Consider the following 18,244-nt stretch of genomic DNA (forward strand, 5'->3'; position numbering starts at 1 on the left):
GTAGAATGCCCAGGCACCAGCCCGGCGAATTGGGGTCCGCCACGCACTCCGCCGTTCGGCTCCTTGCGCGCGGGGCGTTTGTCCTCAGCCTTTGCGCCGCTTGGACACATCTTCTTCCGAAATGGGCTTTCCTTGTCCGGTGTTCTCGCTAATCCCGGACTTGGCTGCAAAACTATAAAGAAGGCCTGCCACGACCAGCACCAAAAGCGTACCGAGCGCCGCCACCTGCCACAGACCTAGCCCGCACGCCACGCCAATTGCGCCAGACAGCCACATGCCCGCACCGGTCGTCAGCCCGTGGACCTCGCCTCTCGAAAACAAAATCGATCCGGCAGCAAGGAACGCGACGCCAGCGGTAACCGCTTCGACGACACGAATCGGATCGACTTTCACGGAGTCCTGCAGAAACATCGGCGCGTGGACGATTTCAATCGTCAGAATACCGAAAGTAGCCGCTGCCACGCAGACCAGGATATGGGTGCGAAGCCCGGCAGGCCGATTTCGCCATTCGCGTTCGAAACCGATCGCAGCACCGAAGATCGACGCCAGCAGAAGCCTCGCCGCAATAACCGGAAACGGGAGGTATGTCGGATGGCCGAATTCTTGGAAAATTTGTTGCATGCGTAACCCGGGCTCACCGGCCACAACGTGCTCGGGCCGGCCCGGTTCCCCAAGGTCTGACGGAGGTAGCGCGCCTAGGTCACGGCATTGGGCTCTGCTAGCTTACCACTGACTTTGACCGGTTTCCCCTGCCGCTTGGGGGCCAGGGGGCTGCCGTAGGAGGGGATCGAGACGCTGGCACGATCCTCCGTCACCCCCCCGCACTGACGCCGTGAGGGCGACCTCGTCGGATGTTTATGCCCCGAGCCATCTGATGATGATGGGGCGGCACGTTGGCTAGTCAAGAGGTTGCTAATATACCTTGACCGGCAATAGCACGGCCTAAGGCGATTCCCAGGGCCGATTGCGACGCCGAAGGCGGCATTCGTTACAGTTGGAGCGCAAAGGCGCAGCGCTCCCGCAGGCTGTTTTGCGGGGCTTTCAGGATGCGGGCAAGATCATCAAGGGCGCTTTCCATGGCTGCTACCATAGATCGATACGTTGTGAATTCCCCAGCGTAATGGCGTTGTCGCACCAGTCTTTGCTAGAACTTAGTGGGGGGATTTGCAGCGCGGAACTAAGCCTCTCCGACGGCGTTCAAAAGTTGGGTAGGTTTGCGTGAAAGGGATTATCGGATGCGATCGATTCTTTCGGCTGTTCTGGTGATGGCATCGAGCGCGGCAATTGCTCAGCAAGCTCCGCTTGAACAGCAACGATGCTGGCTAGGTGGCATGGCGTACTCCCCCGGCGCAACGGTGCGGGCCAGTGATAGCGTAATGATGTGTTCACCTGCCTTCGTTTGGGAGGCCACCAAAGCCTCTGCGTGGGGGTGTATCTACAAGGGCGAGTTCTATAGCGCTGGCGCTATCACGGGCGGAGACCTGGCCTGGAACGAGTGTCAACCTGATGGCACTTGGAGATGGATAAGCCCCAAATAGCAGTGCCCGAGAGCGGCGATGGTGGCTAGGAAGGTCTGGTAACGGAGACTAGTGGCGGCTCGCCGACGTACAACTGACCCGACGCCACCAGAACGAAGCGGCTCACTGGCGGTTTTTTTCGTGCGCTAAAGCGGGAAGGAAAGCGGGAAGGCGCCGCTTCAAAGAGTAAAATTAAGGAAAAGCAATAAGATAGACGTGGCAAATGGCTCCCCGGGCTGAATGAAACCACGAACTACGAGCTGCCGATCCCCCTCGAAACTACGCCACAGCCCACTGTCAAAATTCGAAAGCGTGATCGCGAGCGCGCCGAGCGGATCCGGCTTGCCGGTGGTCCGAAGCCGACATTGAGGGAACGCGCCGTCCGGCTCGCTCTTGAGAAGGGTGAAGTCCGGACAAAAGACCTGACCGACATCGGCGTTCCTCGTTGCTATCTCGCCCGCATATGCGAGGAAGGGTTGCTCCTGAAGGTGGGCTACGGTCGCTATCGTGCGGCCGTTCCCAAAGCGGCTGATGGCACGATACGAACGGCTCTTGAGGGCACAAGATGCTGACGAGAACCGTAGTAGGGTTAGGTATGCTGACGCAGAGAGCGGGGCTTGTGCTCTGGAACGGGCAAGTAGCGCCAGAGAAAGGTGACGCCCGGATCGACGTATCGAATGTCTTGATAGGGCCGAAAGTGGACTGACGGCTTTGTGTCTCGGACCTTTTGCGAGCGGACCTTCAGCTTCGGCGCGAGCTACACGTCGTGGACGCGCATTCCGCCACCGTTTCTAGGAGGCCCTATGGGACTGGAAGTCTTCGCGAGCGTCGTCTCGGAGGTAGCGGCGTAATTTATTGGAAGCGATGCTGCACTGCGCAAAAGCGTGATCAGCGCCGCATCGACACAAAACTGCGTGTTTGCTGCTCGATAGCAATTTCGGTGGGCAGCCGCTCCATCGAGCTTGCGCCGTAGAAGCCGTCGCAGTTGCGGGCGCGGGAAAGCACATAGGCCGCGTCGTCGGGCATGGAGATCGGCCCGCCATGGCAGAGCACGATGATGTCGTCCCGGACGCGCCGGGCGGCGTCCGACCACGCCACGATCTTGCCCACGCAATCGTCGAGCGACACCGCCGTCTCGGCGCCGATCGAGCCGCCTGTGGTGAGGCCGAGATGGCAGACGATGATGTCGGCGCCGGCCTTCGTCATGGCGACGGCGTCGTCCGTCGAGAAGACATAGGGCGTGGTCAGCATGTCCTTGGCGTGGGCGCGGGCGATGACGTCGACCTCGAGATGGAAGCCCATGCCGGTCTCTTCCAGATTGGCGCGGAAGGTACCGTCGATCAGGCCGACGGTCGGGAAATTCTGCACGCCGGAGAAGCCGAGCGCCGTGAGCTCGTCGAGGAAATGATCGGGCAGCATGAACGGGTCGGTGCCGTTGACGCCGGCCAGCACCGGCGTGCGGCTGACAGCGGGCAGCACCTCGCGCGCCATTTCCTTCACGATGTCGTTGGCGTTGCCATAGGCGAGCAATCCGGCCAGGGAGCCGCGGCCCGCCATGCGGTAGCGGCCCGAGTTGTAAATCACGATGAGGTCGATGCCACCCGCCTCCTCGCATTTGGCGGAAAGGCCGGTGCCTGCGCCGCCGCCGATGATCCGCTGGCCGCTGGCGATCTTGCGGCGCAGGTCGTTGAGAATCGTTTCGCGGGGTATGCGGGGCATGGTCTTCCTCAATTCGAGATTTCGCGAAAATTCTCGACCAGTGCGGTCGAGAAGCTTTCGTCGTTGATATGCGCGTCGACCTCGACCAGCCGCCGGTTGCGGGCGGGCTGCCACCAGGAACGGATCGCATCGAAAAGCGCCGCATCAGCTGCCGGATCGTGGAAGGGCTGGCCGGACGCGTCGATCGCCGAAACGCCGCGCAGGGGCAGCAGGAAGCGCACCGGTCCTTCCATGCGGTTCAGCCGTTCGACGATGAAGCTCCCGATGGCGCGGTTCTCCTCCGGCGTGGTGCGCATCAGCGTCACCTGCGCGTTGTGGACATGCAGTTTCCGATCCCGGAATTTTTCCGGGACGGTGTCCCTGGCCCCGAAATTCACCATGTCGACGGCGCCGACTGAGCCGACATAGGGGATTTTTGTGCGGATGACCGAGCCGAAACGGTCTTCCGTGGCGGGAAAGACGCCGCCGACCAGAAGGTCGGGCACTTCCGTCGTGGTGACGTCGATCAGCCCGGCGACGAGGCCGGAATCGGCGAGCTTCTCCATCGACTGGCCGCCGGTGCCGGTAGCGTGGAAGGTGTAGACCTCGTGGGTCGTCTCCATGGCGGCGCGAACCTGCGTCACGCAGGTGGTGGTGACGCCGAACATGGTCATTCCGAGACCAGGCCTGTCCGATGCCGAGGCGGGCACGGGATGAAGCGCCATGCCGGCGGCGGCATTGGCGGCATTGCCGATCACCTTGCGCGAAATGGTGTTGAGACCGGCAATGTCGACCACCGAATACATCATGGCGAGGTCGTTCGGCCCGACATAGGGCGCGGTGTTGCCGGAGGCGACTGTCGAGACCATCAGCTTCGGCACACCGATCGGCAGGGAGCGCATCGCTTCGGTCACCAGCGCTGTGTTGCCGGTGCCGCCAAGCCCAAGCACCGCGCCGATGTCCTTGCGTGTCGCAAGATAGGCCGTGAGCGCCTTGGCCATAGCCGAGACCGCCTTGCCGCGGTCGGTCAGGCCGGACAGTGCCGGGGCGCCCTCGGGATGATGCCGGGCCACTTCGGCCGCGGGAACGTCGACGTTCTTTCCAGCGCCGCCCTGCGTGCCGACATCGACCAGAACGGCCTCGACGCCGGCTGCCGAGACCACCTCTTTTGCATAGGCAAGCTCGACGCCCTTCGTGTCGGCGGTGCCGACGATGAAAACCTTGGCCAAAAGTGTCTCTCCTCCCTCTCGATCAGCCCGCCAATGCGAGAAATCCGCGTGTTTTATATTTTGCGTATTGTATATTCTTTCGCATATTGCATACTAGCTGGCATAAAGCCAGACGGAATCGCCCGCATGAATGCACCACGCCACCTGACGCTTCGCGAACGCATCTATGAGGAGATCGTGCGGCTCATCGTTTCGGGAGAGCTGCCGAGTGGCGGCGCCATCGACGAGAAGGCGCTGACCGAGAAGTTGCAGGTGAGCCGCACGCCATTCCGCGAGGCGATCGGCACGCTGGCGAAGGAGGGGCTGATCGAGATCAAGCCTTATCGCGGCTTCTTCGTACGCTCCTTCTCGCGCAAGGAAGTCAACGACCTTTACGAGCTGCGCAAGGCGCTGGAATGCTTCGCCGTCGAGCTTGCCGTGCCTGAGATGAGCGACCGCGACATAGGCCGTTTCGAGATGCTGCTCGACGAGGCGGTCGCGGCGCTCAGGCGCGGCGACATGGAAACCTACGGAGCGCGGGACCGCGCCTTCCACGAAACGATTGCGGAAAAGTCGGGCAACGCGGCGCTGATCGAAACGCTGGCCAGGCTGGCGCTGCAGATCCAGGTCGGGCGCACCATCGCCAATGAAAGCCGCGACCTTGCCGAACGCGCGGCGCAGGAGCGCGACGAGATCGTCGCGGCGTTCCGCGCCCGCGATATTGCCAAGGCGTCGGCGCTGATGCGGGCGCATATTTCGGACGTCCAGGAGGCCGTCCTGGCGCGCTTCCTGCATCGCGATCCGGCAGCCTAGCCGGGAAGGGGAGGAAGGTCGGCCTTTTCCGACCGAAAGGCATGCGAACGGCGTGCCGAGTGGAGGAGAGTATGTTGAAGCATCTCGTCAGAGGTGCGGCAGTCGCCGCGCTGATCGCGGCCTCAAGCGTGGCGGCGGGCGCCGAAACGCTGCGCATGTGGGGGCCGGAGCAGATCACCGAGCCGCTGGTGGCGGAGCTGTGGAACGGCATCAAGGCCGATTTCGAAGCGGCCAATCCGGGCACGACGGTGGAGTTCATCCCGCCGACCGGCACGATCAGCAACGGCGCTGTGCAGGCGGCCATCCAATCCGACGCCGGCCCGGACGTCATCCTCACCAATTCCGGCATCGGCCGCATCACGGTGGTCAAGAACGCCCAGCAGGTGATGCCGCTGACCAAATACTACGAAGAGCGCGGCTGGAAGGACAATATCTATCCGTGGCTTTATGCCGATCTGAAGGGGCAGTTCGGCGGCGAGATCTACGAAGTGCCGGATGGCCTCGATGCGCTCGGCGTCTGGTATCACAAGGACCTCTTCGCCGAGAAGGGCTGGGATATCCCCAAGACCTGGGGCGAATTCGTCGCGCTTCTGAAAACGATCAAGGAGGCCGGCATCGCGCCCATCGCAATCGGCCCGCGCACGCCAGCCAGCGCCGGCCACTTCTTCGGCAACATGCTGCAGTCGGCCAGCGGCACCGAAACCGTGCTGAAGGCGCTGAAGCGAGAGATTCCCTTCGACGATCCGTCGGTGGTAACCGGCGCGGTGCGCATGCGCGAGCTGGTCGACGCCGGGCTGATCCAGAAGGAGATGGCAGGCTTGGATCTCGAAGGCGCCTCGCGTCTGTGGTTCTCCAAGCGCGCCGCGATCTTCGTCGCTGGCCCGTGGTTCACGGCCAATGCGCGCAAGGCAGGCTATGACCTCGCCAATGCCGCCTATGCGGCAATGCCCTCCGATCTGCCGGGCGAAGCCAAGCCGACCGGCGGCGTCGGCTGGAGCTGGCTGGTGCCGGTCAATTCCAAGCAGCCTGAGCTGGCGCTGAAATGGATCGATTTCATTCTCTCCGACGCGGTGATGAAGAAGCGCGCCCAGAACCCGGCAAGCACGATGATCTATCCGCGCGAACTGTCTGGCGTCGAACCTTCCACGCCGGTGCTGAAGGAGATTTTCGCCGTCGCCGCCAAAGGCGTCGGCTACAATCCCAGCGTCTATCTACCCGGTCCCGTGGTCGACACTTACTTCCAAGTCTTGCAGGGGCTGGTGTCGGCGCAGATCACCGGCCAAGACGGAATGACGCAGATCCAGGCCAAGCTGGCCGAGACCAAGTAGGGCCGTTCTTCAGCATGCCGACTTGCAATACGACGATGACAATACTCTCTCTCCGCTGCCGGGGGGAGGAGCATTCCCGCCGGGGAGTGCGAGGCGAACGGCGCAAGTGCCCATGACTTCCGCCGCTTCCTCTGGCGCACGGGCCGAAGTTCTGCCGCGCCGCCCCCGCCACAATAACGGCGACACGACCGGATCGGCGCTTTGGCTGATGGCTCCTGCCATTGCCGTCTATGCGGTGTTCACGCTGCTGCCGGTTGCCGTCACGCTCTGGCTCAGCTTCACCAATTCGGCCGGCTTCAATACGCCTGCGGAGTTTGTCGGGCTGGACAACTATGCCAAGGCCGCCACCGATCCGATCGTCTGGCAGGCGCTCGGCCACACCTTCCTCTGGCTTATCTATCACCTGGTCATGGCCGGCGGCCTTGGGCTTGCGCTCGCCCTCGCCATCGGCAGCCTCAGGCGCAGCCATGTCTTTTTCCGCACCGCGTTCTTCCTGCCGCATCTGGTGTCGCTGGCGGTGGTCGGCGTCATCTGGGCCAACATCTACGATCCGTTCTTCGGCCTGCTCAACACGGCGCTGACTAAGGTCGGCCTCAGCGCCTGGACGCAAGGCTGGCTGTCGGACCCGGCGCTGGTCCTGTTCTCGGTCAATGTCGCCAGTTCCTGGCAGGGTTTCGGGCTGTACATGCTGCTCTTCATCGCCGGGCTTCAGAACATCGATCCTGCGCTCTACGACGCGGCGGAGGTCGACGGCGCGTCGAGCTTCCAGAAGCTGATCTATGTGACCTTGCCGGGCCTGCGGGAGGTGATGACTTTCGTGGTCTCGCTGGCGCTGATCAACGGGCTGAAGGGTTTCGCCACTGTCTATGTAATGACCGACGGCGGTCCGTTCTATCGCAGCGAGCTGATCACCACCTACATCTACCGGCTGGCCTTCCGTTCGCAGGACCACGGACTGGCCGCAGTGCTCTGCATCCTGCTCAGCGCACTCGCCATCGCCATCACCATCGTGTTCACCCGCTGGCGCGCGAGGCTTGCCCGATGAGCCGCCGCAAAAACGAATGGCCGACCGCGCTGGCGCTGGCGCCGGTGCTGGTCCTGATTGTCTCTCCGTTCGCCTGGCTGATCGTTTCCAGCTTCAAGAGCGAGGCTGAAATTGGCGCCGCCGATCCGTTCTCTTGGCCGGCAAACCTGATGTGGCGCAACTACCAGGATGCCTGGCAGATCGGCGGCTTCGGCGAACTCGTCGGCAACAGCCTGCTCAATCTCGCTGGCGTGGTTGCGCTTACCTTGGCCGTTTGCGCGCCGGCCGGATACGCCCTGGCCAAGATCCGCTTCCCCGGGGCGGGAGTGGCTGTTCTATGCCTTCATCTTCGGCCTCACCATCCCGATCCAGGCGATCGTCATTCCGCTCTACCAGGTGCTGTTCGGACTCGGGCTGGTCAACACGCTGACCGGCATCGTCTTGGCGCAGGTCTCCAACGGCATACCCTTTGGCATCTTCCTGATGCGCTCCTTTTTTGTTTCGGTTCCGGATGAGCTGGTGGAGGCGGCCCAGATGGACGGCGCCAACCACTTCCAGATCCTGACGAAGATCTTCCTGCCGATCTCGAAACCCGCCATCCAGGCGCTTATTATCATCAGCGCCCTGTCGACCTGGAACGACTTCTTCCTGCCGCTGGTGGTGCTGATCAGCCCGGAAGTGCAGACGCTGCCGCTCGGACTGGTGCGCTTTGCCGGCACCTATTCCTCGGAATACCGATTGGTGTTTTCGGGAACGGTGATCTCGTTCCTGCCGATCATCCTTCTCTACATCCTCACCCAGAGGCGCTTCACGGAAGGCCTGACCCAGGGCGCGATCAAAGGCTAAACCATGACACATCACGTCCAGCGGGAAATCCGCTACAATTTTGAATTCGAGCGCAAGCTGCGCGCCTGTTTCATCGGGGCTGGCGGCCATGCCTACCGCAACGTCTATCCGGCGCTGCGTTACGCGCCGGTCGAGCTGGTCGGCGTCTGCGACCTCGACCAGGCCCGCGCCGATAGCTTCGCGAGGCTTTTCGGGGCGGCGCGCGGTTGGACCGACCACCGCAGAATGCTGGCCGAGGAAAAGCCGGAGCTGGTCTTCATTGTCACCGCCTACACATCGGACGGACATGTCCAGGCGACCGGCCTGGCACTCGACGCGCTTGCCGCCGGCGCCCATGTCTGGATGGAGAAGCCGACCGCCGCGACGCTGGCGGAGATCGAGCAACTGCAGGCGGCGAGCGCCAAGGCCGGCCGGCTGGTCATGACCGGGCTCAAGAAGACTTTCTTCCCGACGATAGAGAAGCTGAAGGATCTGATCGGCTCCAAGGATTTCGGCAAGCTCACCTCGATCGCAGTGCGTTATCCTCAAAGCCTGCCTGCGCCGGCGGGCCGCAACGACTTAGTCAAGATGCAGAGCTTCCTCGACCACATCTACCATCCCGCGGCGATCCTCAGTTTCCTCGGCGGTCAGATAGAGCGTGCGAGCTACGACTGGGAGCCGACAACCGGCGCGACCTTCACAAATATCCGCTTTAAGTCCGGCGCGATCGGCAGCTTGCATTTCGCCGCCGGGCAGTCGGGCTCCAGTCTGTTCGAGCGGGTGGAGATCATCGGCGAGGGCTCCAACGCCATCGTTGAGAACGGCAGCAAGCTCACCTGGTACCGCCGCGCCGAACTGCCCGCCTATGGCCGCGCCGCAAGCTTCATCCAGCCGGATGACAAGGCTGCGCTGATCTACGAGCCGGAGCATTCGCTCGGCCAGCTCTACAATAACAATCTGTTCTACCTCGGCTATGTGCCGGAGATACTGCATCTCACCGACGCTATCCTCGACGACGCGCCGCTGACCAAGGGCACGCTGGAAGTGGCGCATGAGATCATGAAGCTGTTTGATTTCTACCGCACCGCCGAGGCCGGCGTGACGGTCACGCTGTGAGGCCGGAGACTGCCATGCCGATCGATAATCCGATTTCGAAGCGTGCGGACGGGGAGGTCGTGCCGACCTCGTGGGGCGAGCTGAACTGGAAGATCACAGCTGAAAACTTCGAGGGCTCGGAAATGACCTTCGGCACCTGCCTGATCAATCCCGGCGAACGCAACCAGCTTCACTCGCACCCCAATTGCGAGGAGATCCTCTACATCGTCTCCGGCATCTGCGAGCACAAGCTGGGCGACGCTATCTATCGGCTGGAGCCAGGCGATGCGATTCACATCCCGAAGAACGTGCGCCACTGGGCCAGCGCGGTCGGCACCGAGCCGTTGTTCGCGCTGATTGTGTTCTCATCCGGCACGCGTGCGGCGATTAATCATGAGAGCGACGGGGCCAGCTGAGCCCGCAGACCGGCGGCGCCTCCAAGACCTTGGTGAGGGCGAGCCGCTTCTCAACTCCACCCTGGGGCGCAGAGCATGTCACTCCCTGCGTTGGCGAGGAGCTTGGACCGAGAAGTCGAGAAGAAGCATTACTCACGAGGTATGTCAGCTTTCAGCGCACGCTAGATTTCGCCGGCCGAATCTATGTAACGGCTCGTTTCGGCGCAATGGCGCCGGGTGCATGTCTTTTCACGATGTTGCCGCCGACTCTACGATGAGAGCTTTGCAGGCCTAGGCGAGGGGAGGGCGCTACGCTAGCTTACAACTGACTTCGATCGGTATCTCTGCTGTTTGCGAGCCATTCCCGCAGAACGATCGGATCGATGTGTAGGGAAAAATCGCACGTTGGCACGCAATATCGCGCCCTGGCGCAGAACGGGCGTTGGCTCCCCGGGCCGGATTCGAACCAGCGACCAACCGGTTAACAGCCGGTTGCTCTACCACTGAGCTACCGGGGAACAGAGGCTCTCATGTGAGTGGCGCAGCCTATAGCAAACCCGTTTCGGCTTTGCAAAGAAGCATTTCGTATTTTTCGGCGCTTTTTCGCGCGACGATTTATAGCAATCATGTGTGCGCGTCCTCATATGAGCCGTCTGACGGGGTGCGCGGAACCGAAAACGTGGTTGCGGCTTTCGTCAGCTGGTGCTTTTACTTTGCCCGAACGGACCACCGACCCGACATGAGCGCAGCAAGCCACAACCATCCACCGGCACGGAAAATATCGGTCTTCGGCCGTCAGTTCACCATGCCGCGCTCGCGCGGCCTCAGGATTGCGATCGGCGTCGTGCTGATCTTCGGCGGCATTCTCGGCTTCCTGCCGATCCTGGGATTCTGGATGATACCGATCGGATTGCTGGTGCTCTCCTACGAGTTCGCCTTGGTACGCCGCCACCGGCGCCGGCTTGTCGTGTGGTGGGAACGGCGGCGGCGGCCGAACTGACGGTTTGCACCGCGTGGCAAGCCTCTGTGAAGGGGCGGTCTTTCCGGCTCGACTCAACCCGGCTGATGCCCGGCGCGCTTTTTTCCGGCCCTTGCAACTCCTTCAAAATGGCGGACCTTCTGCTTACCCGACGTGAGGTCCAGGCCCCGGGCTTCCCTTTGCAAAATTCCCTACTTAACAGTTAACTAATATTTTGATTGCAGCATGCGTATCGACGACGCGATGCGTGGAATCATGGCCGAGGGGAAACCGTCCGGAATGCACCATGGCCGCTTGACGGCATTTTCGCCGCAACCTATTGGAACCGGGTGGAACGCCGGGAGCAATGAGGCCTCGTGGCGGAGTGGTTACGCAGAGGACTGCAAATCCTTGCACCCCGGTTCGATTCCGGGCGAGGCCTCCAAATGCCCAAGCTCCCGCGCACCAGCGCCAGGGGGCTTGAGTTCCGGTCGAAATGAGCCGCGGTCTTGGCGCGGCAAGCAGATTGGTTTTGGGCGGATTGGTTGGAACATGAGCGCTGATTTTGCCGAACGTCGGGTGAAGATGGTCGATGGCCAGATCCGCACCACCGACGTGACCAGCGCGCCGCTGCTCGAGGCGCTGCTTGTCGTGCCGCGCGAGGCCTTTGTTGTCCCCGGCCAGCGCGATCTAGCCTATATCGACGAAGACATCCGCATTGCCAATGCAGCGGATGGCCCCCGCTACCTCATGGAGCCTTCGCCGCTGGCCAAGCTGATGCAGCTGGCCGAAATCGGCCTTGGCGATTCGGTGCTCGATGTCGGCTGCGGCACCGGCTATGCGGCGGCGATCCTGTCGCGGCTGGCAAAGTCCGTCGTTGCGCTGGAAAGCGATCCGGCATTGGCCGAGACCGCCATGTCGACGCTTTCGGCGCTGGGCTGCGACAATGTCAGCGTGGTCAAGGGACCACTGCCGGAAGGCCATGCCGCGGGAGCACCCTACGACGTCATTTTCATCGGCGGCAGTGTGGAGAAAGTGCCGGAATCGCTGCTCGACCAGCTTGCGGAAGGCGGCCGGCTCGTCGCCGTCGAAGGGCAGGGGAATTCGGGTGTGGCCCGATTGTTTCTGAAAACAGGGGGGGTTGTAGCCGGAAGAGGCGCATTTAATGCGGCAATTAAGCCACTACCGGGATTCGAACGTATTCGTGCGTTTGAGTTCTGAATGATTTTGGCTTGCAGCAAAGGCGTTGTCATGTTCGCTTGCGCTTGAACAATCGTTGCTGATCCGCATAACCGGGGTGTTCTTTTTTGGGGGCTGACAGCAGGGGACCTGAAACACACCGCGCCGGCTGCTCAAATGGGAGAAGCCGGCGCGGTGTGGTTCCCATGCAAAACGAATGAGGGAATAACGTGCCGTCTTTACGCAAGAGCCTTTTTGCCGCCGTCCTCTTCTCGGCGACCGCGCTTTCTCCGCTGGCCGCCTCGGCGGAAACCATTCTCGGTGCACTTTCAAAAGCCTACCAGAACAATTCCCAGCTCAATTCGGCTCGTGCCGGCGTCCGCGTCACCGATGAGAGCGTTGCCATCGCCAAGTCCGGCTGGCGCCCGACCATCACCGGTTCTGCGGATATCGACTACTCCGCCAGCCATTTCAATGCCCGCGGCAATGTACCCGGCGCGAACCGAAGCACGCGTTTGACCACCGGCAGCTTTGGCGTCCAGATCGATCAGACCCTGTTCGACGGCTTTCAGACCAGGAACAACGTCGCTGCCGCCGAATCGCGGGTCCGCGCCTCGGTCGAGAGCCTGCGCAATACCGAAGAGAACATTCTGTTCAACGCGGCAAGCGCCTACATGGACGTGATTCGCGACCGCCAAGTGGCGGTGCTGACGGAGCAGAACCTGCAGTTCCTGACCGAGCAGGCGCGCGCGGCGCGTTCGCGCTTCGAAGTCGGCGAAGGCACCCGCACCGACGTGGCACAGGCCGATGCCGAGCGCTCCTCCGCTGTGGCGGAACTGGCCGCCGCCCGCGCGCAGGCGCTGGCAAGCGCTGCGACCTATCGCCAGATCGTCGGCGACGAGCCAGGCAGGCTCAGGAGCGCTTCGCCGTTGTCGAAGCTGTTGCCGTCGAACCTCGATGCGGCGATCGCGATCGCATCCATTGAGCACCCGGCCATCCTCGCCACCCAGCATCTGGTCGACGCGGCGGCGTTTACGGTGAAATCGGCCGAAGGCGCGCTGCTGCCGCAGCTTTCGGCTTCCGCCGGCGTTTCCAGCGCCTATCGCAGGACGAGTCCGGGCGTCGATCTCGGGACGGGGCAGGATGGCACAACCAATTCGGCCAACATCGGTGCCACGTTGACTATACCGATCTATTCGGGCGGGCGGACGTCGGCGATAGTGCGTCAGAATAAGGAATCGCTTAGCCAGGCCCGGATCGAGGTCGATGTCAGCCGTGACACCGTGCGGCAAGCCGTGACCTCGGCGTGGACGCAATATATCGCCGCCCAGCAAACCGTGGTGGCCAACAGGCAGGTGATCGCAGCCGCGCAGCTTGCCTTGAGCGGCGTCATCGAGGAGCGCAATGTCGGCCAGCGCACCACGCTCGACGTTCTCAACGCCCAGGCCACCCTCATCACCGCCAAGATCAATCAGGCCAGTTCGGAACGCGATTTGGTGGTGGCGAGCTATGCCATCCTCTCGGCGATAGGGCGTCTTTCGGTCGATCGTCTCGCCCTTCAGGTGACGAAATACAGACCCGAAGAGCATTACAATGCGGTCAAGGACAAGTGGATCGGCCTGCGCACCCCGGACGGCCGCTGATCGCGCCACCAGTTTCAATTCCGTCCAGTTTCAAGGCATTAGAGCCCGCGCGTTCGAAGGAACGCGCGGGCTCTAATCTGTTGAAATCCAACGCGTCCTCAGATTGGGGATTCTCGTAAGGCGATCCGTCGGTTACGCTGTTGCCATGATTCGAATCCGGCTTTGGCCGGACTGGAAATCTGCAACGAGTCACAAGGGCGGCGGATGTGACGATGGCGACAGCAAGCAGCGTACAGCGCGAACCTTCCATGGAGGAGATACTGGCTTCCATCAGGAGGATCATCGAGGACAACGATACCGGCCGCAAGCAGCCGGAGGAAGCGGACGACCTGCTGCAGGATTTAGCGTCGGTTGCCGTGCCGGCACCGGCGGTAGGCGGGGCGCCACCGGCGGTAGGCGGGGCGCCACCGGCGGCAGGCGAGGCGCCGCCAGCGGTAGGCGGGGCGCCACCGGCGGCAGGCGAGGCGCCGCCGGAGGCGGGTGCGTTTCGCGCCGAGTTGCGTCCGGGATTCGACGCCAGGAGGCCGGTCACGCTGACCGAGGTGCAGGCGCCACCGTCGGCCGCCGAGCCTGTCATCGCACGCATGGAGCCGCCGGTGCGTTCCGACCCGACTCCGGTCAAAGCGACCGTGCCGCTTGCTGGTGCCAGGATTGCAGCCGAACCGGCCCCGGCCGCCAAGCCGGAGCCGGATGCGCCTTCGACGGGAAGGGTTGCGGATACGACCGACAGCATCGTCGCCGATTGGCGGCGTGAGATCGCCTCAGTAGGCGAAGCGATGACCGCGGCCAAGCCGGACAGGGCCGAGGTGAGACGGACGCCGGACGCCGAACCGAAGGCCGAGGTTTTCGAGGACGCGGCCGAACCTGCTTTCGAGCCGGCCCCGCCGCGAAGCGGGTTGGCGCGCCCGGCGACAAGCGAGGCACCGTCCACTCGTCCGGCGATCCTTTCCGAACACACGGGCCGGCAGGTCGCCGCCGCCTTCGGCGAGCTTTCCGATGCGTTCGCCAGCCGCAGCAAGAAAACCTTCGACGAGATGGCCGAGGAGATGCTCAGGCCCATGCTGCAGGACTGGCTGGACAACAATCTGCCGACGCTAGTCGAGCGGCTGGTGCGCGAAGAAATCGAGCGCGTGGCGCGCGGCGCGCAGTAACAATTCGGACGGTCGACGGATGGGGAACGCCGCCGCTGGCGGTGTTTTTGGGTGCGATGTAATGCCTACGGCCTCGGCAGTGGCATTGCCTGTGATCTTGTCAGATCTATCTGTATGGCAGGCGAGCCAGTTCGCCTGCCGCCTCGCGGTTGACTTGGCCAAGACCTTCCGATTTACACCGGACCAGCAAAAACCCGACAGCTCGGACGCCTTTCCATGCTCGAAAAAAACTACGACGCCAAAATCGTCGAGCCGAAGATCGCCAAAATCTGGGAGGAGGCCGACGCGTTTCGTGCCGGCGCAGGCGCCGAGGAGGGCGCGGAAGCCTTCACCATCGTAATCCCGCCACCGAACGTCACCGGCTCGCTGCATATGGGCCATGCGCTCAACAACACGCTGCAGGACATTCTGGTGCGCTTCGAGCGCATGCGCGGCAAGAACGTGCTGTGGCAGCCCGGCATGGATCACGCCGGCATCGCTACGCAGATGGTGGTCGAGCGCCAGCTTATGGAAAAGCAGATCCACCGCCGCGACCTGACGCGCGACGAGTTCATCGAGAAAGTCTGGGAGTGGAAGGCTGAATCCGGCGGCGCGATCTTCAATCAGTTGAAGCGGCTGGGGGCCTCGGCCGACTGGAGCCGAGAACGTTTTACCATGGACGAGGGCCTATCCAAGGCGGTGCTCGAAGTGTTCGTCACGCTCTACAAGGAAGGCCTGATCTACAAGGACAAGCGCCTTGTCAACTGGGACCCGAAGCTCTTGACTGCGATTTCCGACCTCGAGGTCGAACAGCAGGAGGTCAACGGCAACCTCTGGCATTTCCGCTACCCTGTCGAGGGCGAGGTTTTCGATCCGGAAAATCCTAAAACCTTCATCACCGTGGCAACGACACGCCCCGAGACAATGCTGGGCGATACGGCGGTGGCGGTGCATCCCGACGACGAGCGTTTTCGGCATCTGGTCGGCAAGAACCTCGTCCTGCCGATCGTCGGCCGCAAGATACCGGTCGTGGCGGACCAATATTCCGATCCGCAGAAAGGCAGCGGCGCGGTCAAGGTCACGCCGGCGCACGACTTCAACGATTTCGAGGTCGGCAGGCGCCATAAGCTGCTGGCGATCAATATCCTCACCGTAGAGGCGGCGGTCACCCTCACGGACAATGACGACTTTCTCGCCGGGCTGGAGGTGACGCCCGAGCGCCAGGCCGTCTGGGATGAACTCAACGGCCTCGATCGTTTCGTCGCGCGTAAGAAGATCGTCGAGCTGATGGAGGCGGGCCGTTTCCTCGAAAAGGTCGAGCCGCATCGCCATGCCGTGCCGCATGGCGATCGCGGCGGCGTGCCGATCGAACCGTTCCTGACCGAACAATGGTATGCGAACGCGGCGGAGCTCGCCAAACCGGCTATTCGTGCGGTGCGCGAGGGCCGTACCAATTTCGTGCCGAAAAACTGGGAAAAGACCTATTTCGACTGGATGGAGAACATCCAGCCCTGGTGCATTTCGCGCCAGCTCTGGTGGGGTCACCAGATCCCGGCCTGGTATGGACCGGATGGGCGCGTCTTCGTCGAGAAGAGCGAGGAGGAGGCGCTCGCAGCAGCCGTCGAATATTATCTGGCGCTGGAAGGGCCATGGAAGGCCTGGGTTGAGGACAAGCTCGAGAACTTCAAGCCGGGCGAGATCCTGACCCGCGACGAGGATGTGCTCGACACATGGTTCTCGTCGGCGCTGTGGCCGTTCTCGACGCTTGGCTGGCCGGACCAGACGCCGGAGCTGAAAACCTACTACCAGACCGACGTGCTGGTGACCGGCTTCGACATCATATTCTTCTGGGTCGCCCGCATGATGATGATGGGCCTGCACTTCATGGACGAAGAGCCGTTCCACACCGTCTATGTCCATGCGCTGGTGCGCGACAAGAACGGGCAGAAGATGTCGAAGTCGAAAGGCAACGTCATCGACCCGCTCGATCTCATCGACGAATACGGCGCCGACGCGCTGCGCTTCACGCTGACGGTGATGGCCGCGCAAGGACGCGACGTGAAGCTCGATCCGGCCCGCATCGCCGGCTACCGCAACTTCGGCACCAAGCTGTGGAACGCGACGCGCTTTGCCGAGATGAACGACGTCGCGAGGAACGACGAGTTCTGGCTGAACGACGCCAAGCTGGCGGTCAACCGCTGGATCCTGACCGAACTGACACGCGCCGCGCGCGAAATCACCGAAGGAATCACCTCATACCGGTTCAACGAGGCTGCAGGCGCGGCCTACCGCTTCGTGTGGAACTTGTTCTGCGACTGGTATCTGGAACTGCTGAAGCCGGTGTTCATGGGCACGGACGAGGCTGCCAAGGCCGAAAGCCGGGCTTGTGTCGCCTTCGTGCTCGACGAGATCTATAAGCTGCTGCATCCGATGATGCCATTCATGACCGAAGAGCTGTGGGCTGAGACCGCCGGCGAGGGCAAGGAACGGCCGTCGCTGCTTTGCCATGCCGCGTGGCCGTCGCCAGACTTTGAGGATGAGGCAGCGGCCGCCGACATCAACTGGCTGGTCGAGCTCGTCTCAGGCATCCGCTCCGTGCGCTCGGAAATGAATGTGCCGCCGGCCGCGATCGCGCCCCTGATGGTGATCGGCGCCAATACCGCGACCCACGAAAGGCTTGAGCGCCAGGCATCGGCCATCAAGCGACTGGCGCGGGTCGGCGACATCTCGCTGGTCGATACGGCGCCTAAGGGCTCCGCCCAGATCGTGCTCAACGAGGCGACCATCTGTCTGCCGCTCGGCAGCCTGATCGACCTTACCGCCGAGGCGGGCCGGCTGCAGAAGGAACTGGTCAAGGTGACCGAGGAGATCGCCCGCCTGCACAAGAAGCTGTCCAACGAGAAATTCGTCGCCAACGCGCCAGAAGATGTCGTGGAAGCCGAGCGCGAAAAACTCGCCGAGTATCGCGAGGCGCAAGAAAAGCTTTCGGTAGCGCTGACACGAGTGCGCGAAGCCGGTTGACTAGTACTGGTGTTTGAAAATCGAATTGGCTGAGGTTCGGATTGGCCAAAACCGGCATCCGCTTTTTGGGTCCGATGCTCAGGATTTGCGAGTCGTGCGAACTTGCTTTTCGGACGGCTTCCTGCCGCTAGAATAGGCGTTCCGCAGCGTAAATCTTGACGTAAACGGAATGTTTTAGCCCCATTGTTGCCATAATGTAACAATGTGGCCTTGTCTTCGCAAAACCGGCCGTTTTTGCGTCGTTCCACGCGAGTTTTCTGGATTTTTTGTCGATTTGCAACCAAACGGGCCGTTTTCCGGCTTTGCGGGAAAGCTGTCACTTTGTCTAAAATGCGGTCGGCGAAGGTGTACATGTACGCATCGGGAATTCATTGTTGCGCCGTTAACCTGAATTGGTTCTAGCTAAATCC

The 18,244-nt window shown here is 62.3% G+C and carries 15 protein-coding genes and 2 tRNA genes; 13 read left to right on the forward strand and 4 right to left on the reverse strand.

Going from position 1 to position 18,244, the window contains the following annotated elements:
- Window positions 1–84: 84 nt before the first annotated feature.
- On the reverse strand, window positions 85–621 hold the full coding sequence (locus ACWTU8_RS06975) for an MgtC/SapB family protein (RefSeq protein WP_455847546.1): 537 nt from the start codon (window positions 619–621) through the stop codon (window positions 85–87).
- Between the two features lie 644 nt (window positions 622–1,265).
- On the opposite strand from ACWTU8_RS06975, the gene ACWTU8_RS06980 reads away from it, so the two are divergent.
- On the forward strand, window positions 1,266–1,538 hold the full coding sequence (locus ACWTU8_RS06980) for a DUF1496 domain-containing protein (protein WP_455848403.1): 273 nt from the start codon (window positions 1,266–1,268) through the stop codon (window positions 1,536–1,538).
- A gap of 867 nt (window positions 1,539–2,405) precedes the next feature.
- Here the strand turns inward: ACWTU8_RS06980 and ACWTU8_RS06985 are convergent.
- Complete coding sequence (locus tag ACWTU8_RS06985) at window positions 2,406–3,236, reverse strand: phosphoenolpyruvate hydrolase family protein (RefSeq protein WP_455847547.1); 831 nt, start codon at window positions 3,234–3,236, stop codon at window positions 2,406–2,408.
- A gap of 8 nt (window positions 3,237–3,244) precedes the next feature.
- A complete protein-coding gene (locus ACWTU8_RS06990) occupies window positions 3,245–4,444 on the reverse strand; it encodes a Tm-1-like ATP-binding domain-containing protein (protein WP_455847548.1) in 1,200 nt (399 codons plus the stop codon).
- A 126-nt stretch (window positions 4,445–4,570) separates the two neighbouring features.
- Between ACWTU8_RS06990 and ACWTU8_RS06995 the strand changes: the two genes are divergently transcribed.
- The 6 genes from ACWTU8_RS06995 to ACWTU8_RS07020 all read left to right on the forward strand — a co-directional run bounded on the left by ACWTU8_RS06995 (window position 4,571) and on the right by ACWTU8_RS07020 (window position 9,924).
- Entirely contained in the window at window positions 4,571–5,236 is a 666-nt protein-coding gene (locus ACWTU8_RS06995; RefSeq protein WP_455847549.1) for a GntR family transcriptional regulator, read from the forward strand.
- A 71-nt stretch (window positions 5,237–5,307) separates the two neighbouring features.
- Window positions 5,308–6,564, forward strand: coding sequence for an ABC transporter substrate-binding protein (locus ACWTU8_RS07000; RefSeq protein WP_455847550.1), 1,257 nt, complete (start codon window positions 5,308–5,310; stop codon window positions 6,562–6,564).
- A gap of 208 nt (window positions 6,565–6,772) precedes the next feature.
- Entirely contained in the window at window positions 6,773–7,609 is an 837-nt protein-coding gene (locus tag ACWTU8_RS07005; RefSeq protein WP_455847551.1) for a carbohydrate ABC transporter permease, read from the forward strand.
- Window positions 7,610–7,777: 168 nt separating this feature from the next.
- Window positions 7,778–8,434, forward strand: coding sequence for a carbohydrate ABC transporter permease (locus ACWTU8_RS07010; protein WP_455847552.1), 657 nt, complete (start codon window positions 7,778–7,780; stop codon window positions 8,432–8,434).
- Window positions 8,435–8,437: 3 nt separating this feature from the next.
- Window positions 8,438–9,529 (forward strand): Gfo/Idh/MocA family protein, encoded by a 1,092-nt coding sequence (locus tag ACWTU8_RS07015; protein ID WP_455847553.1) that lies wholly within the window; start codon window positions 8,438–8,440, stop codon window positions 9,527–9,529.
- 14 nt (window positions 9,530–9,543) lie between these two features.
- Window positions 9,544–9,924, forward strand: a complete 381-nt coding sequence (locus tag ACWTU8_RS07020; RefSeq protein WP_455847554.1) for a cupin domain-containing protein — start codon at window positions 9,544–9,546, stop codon at window positions 9,922–9,924.
- Between the two features lie 422 nt (window positions 9,925–10,346).
- On the opposite strand, the gene ACWTU8_RS07025 is transcribed toward ACWTU8_RS07020, so the two are convergent.
- Window positions 10,347–10,421: transfer RNA gene (locus ACWTU8_RS07025), tRNA-Asn, on the reverse strand.
- 221 nt (window positions 10,422–10,642) lie between these two features.
- Here ACWTU8_RS07025 and ACWTU8_RS07030 point away from each other — a divergent pair.
- The 6 genes from ACWTU8_RS07030 to ACWTU8_RS07055 all read left to right on the forward strand — a co-directional run bounded on the left by ACWTU8_RS07030 (window position 10,643) and on the right by ACWTU8_RS07055 (window position 17,834).
- Entirely contained in the window at window positions 10,643–10,903 is a 261-nt protein-coding gene (locus tag ACWTU8_RS07030; protein WP_029353198.1) for a hypothetical protein, read from the forward strand.
- Between the two features lie 329 nt (window positions 10,904–11,232).
- Window positions 11,233–11,306, forward strand: a tRNA-Cys gene (locus ACWTU8_RS07035).
- Between the two features lie 107 nt (window positions 11,307–11,413).
- Window positions 11,414–12,082, forward strand: a complete 669-nt coding sequence (locus ACWTU8_RS07040; protein WP_455847555.1) for a protein-L-isoaspartate O-methyltransferase family protein — start codon at window positions 11,414–11,416, stop codon at window positions 12,080–12,082.
- 188 nt (window positions 12,083–12,270) lie between these two features.
- Entirely contained in the window at window positions 12,271–13,683 is a 1,413-nt protein-coding gene (locus ACWTU8_RS07045) for a TolC family outer membrane protein (protein WP_455847556.1), read from the forward strand.
- 212 nt (window positions 13,684–13,895) lie between these two features.
- On the forward strand, window positions 13,896–14,834 hold the full coding sequence (locus tag ACWTU8_RS07050; protein ID WP_455847557.1) for a DUF2497 domain-containing protein: 939 nt from the start codon (window positions 13,896–13,898) through the stop codon (window positions 14,832–14,834).
- A gap of 216 nt (window positions 14,835–15,050) precedes the next feature.
- Window positions 15,051–17,834: a valine--tRNA ligase gene (locus ACWTU8_RS07055; RefSeq protein WP_455847558.1), complete on the forward strand. Its 2,784-nt coding sequence runs from the start codon at window positions 15,051–15,053 to the stop codon at window positions 17,832–17,834.
- Window positions 17,835–18,244: the final 410 nt, after the last annotated feature.

The sequence above is a fragment of the Mesorhizobium sp. BHbdii genome, from assembly GCF_053848045.1.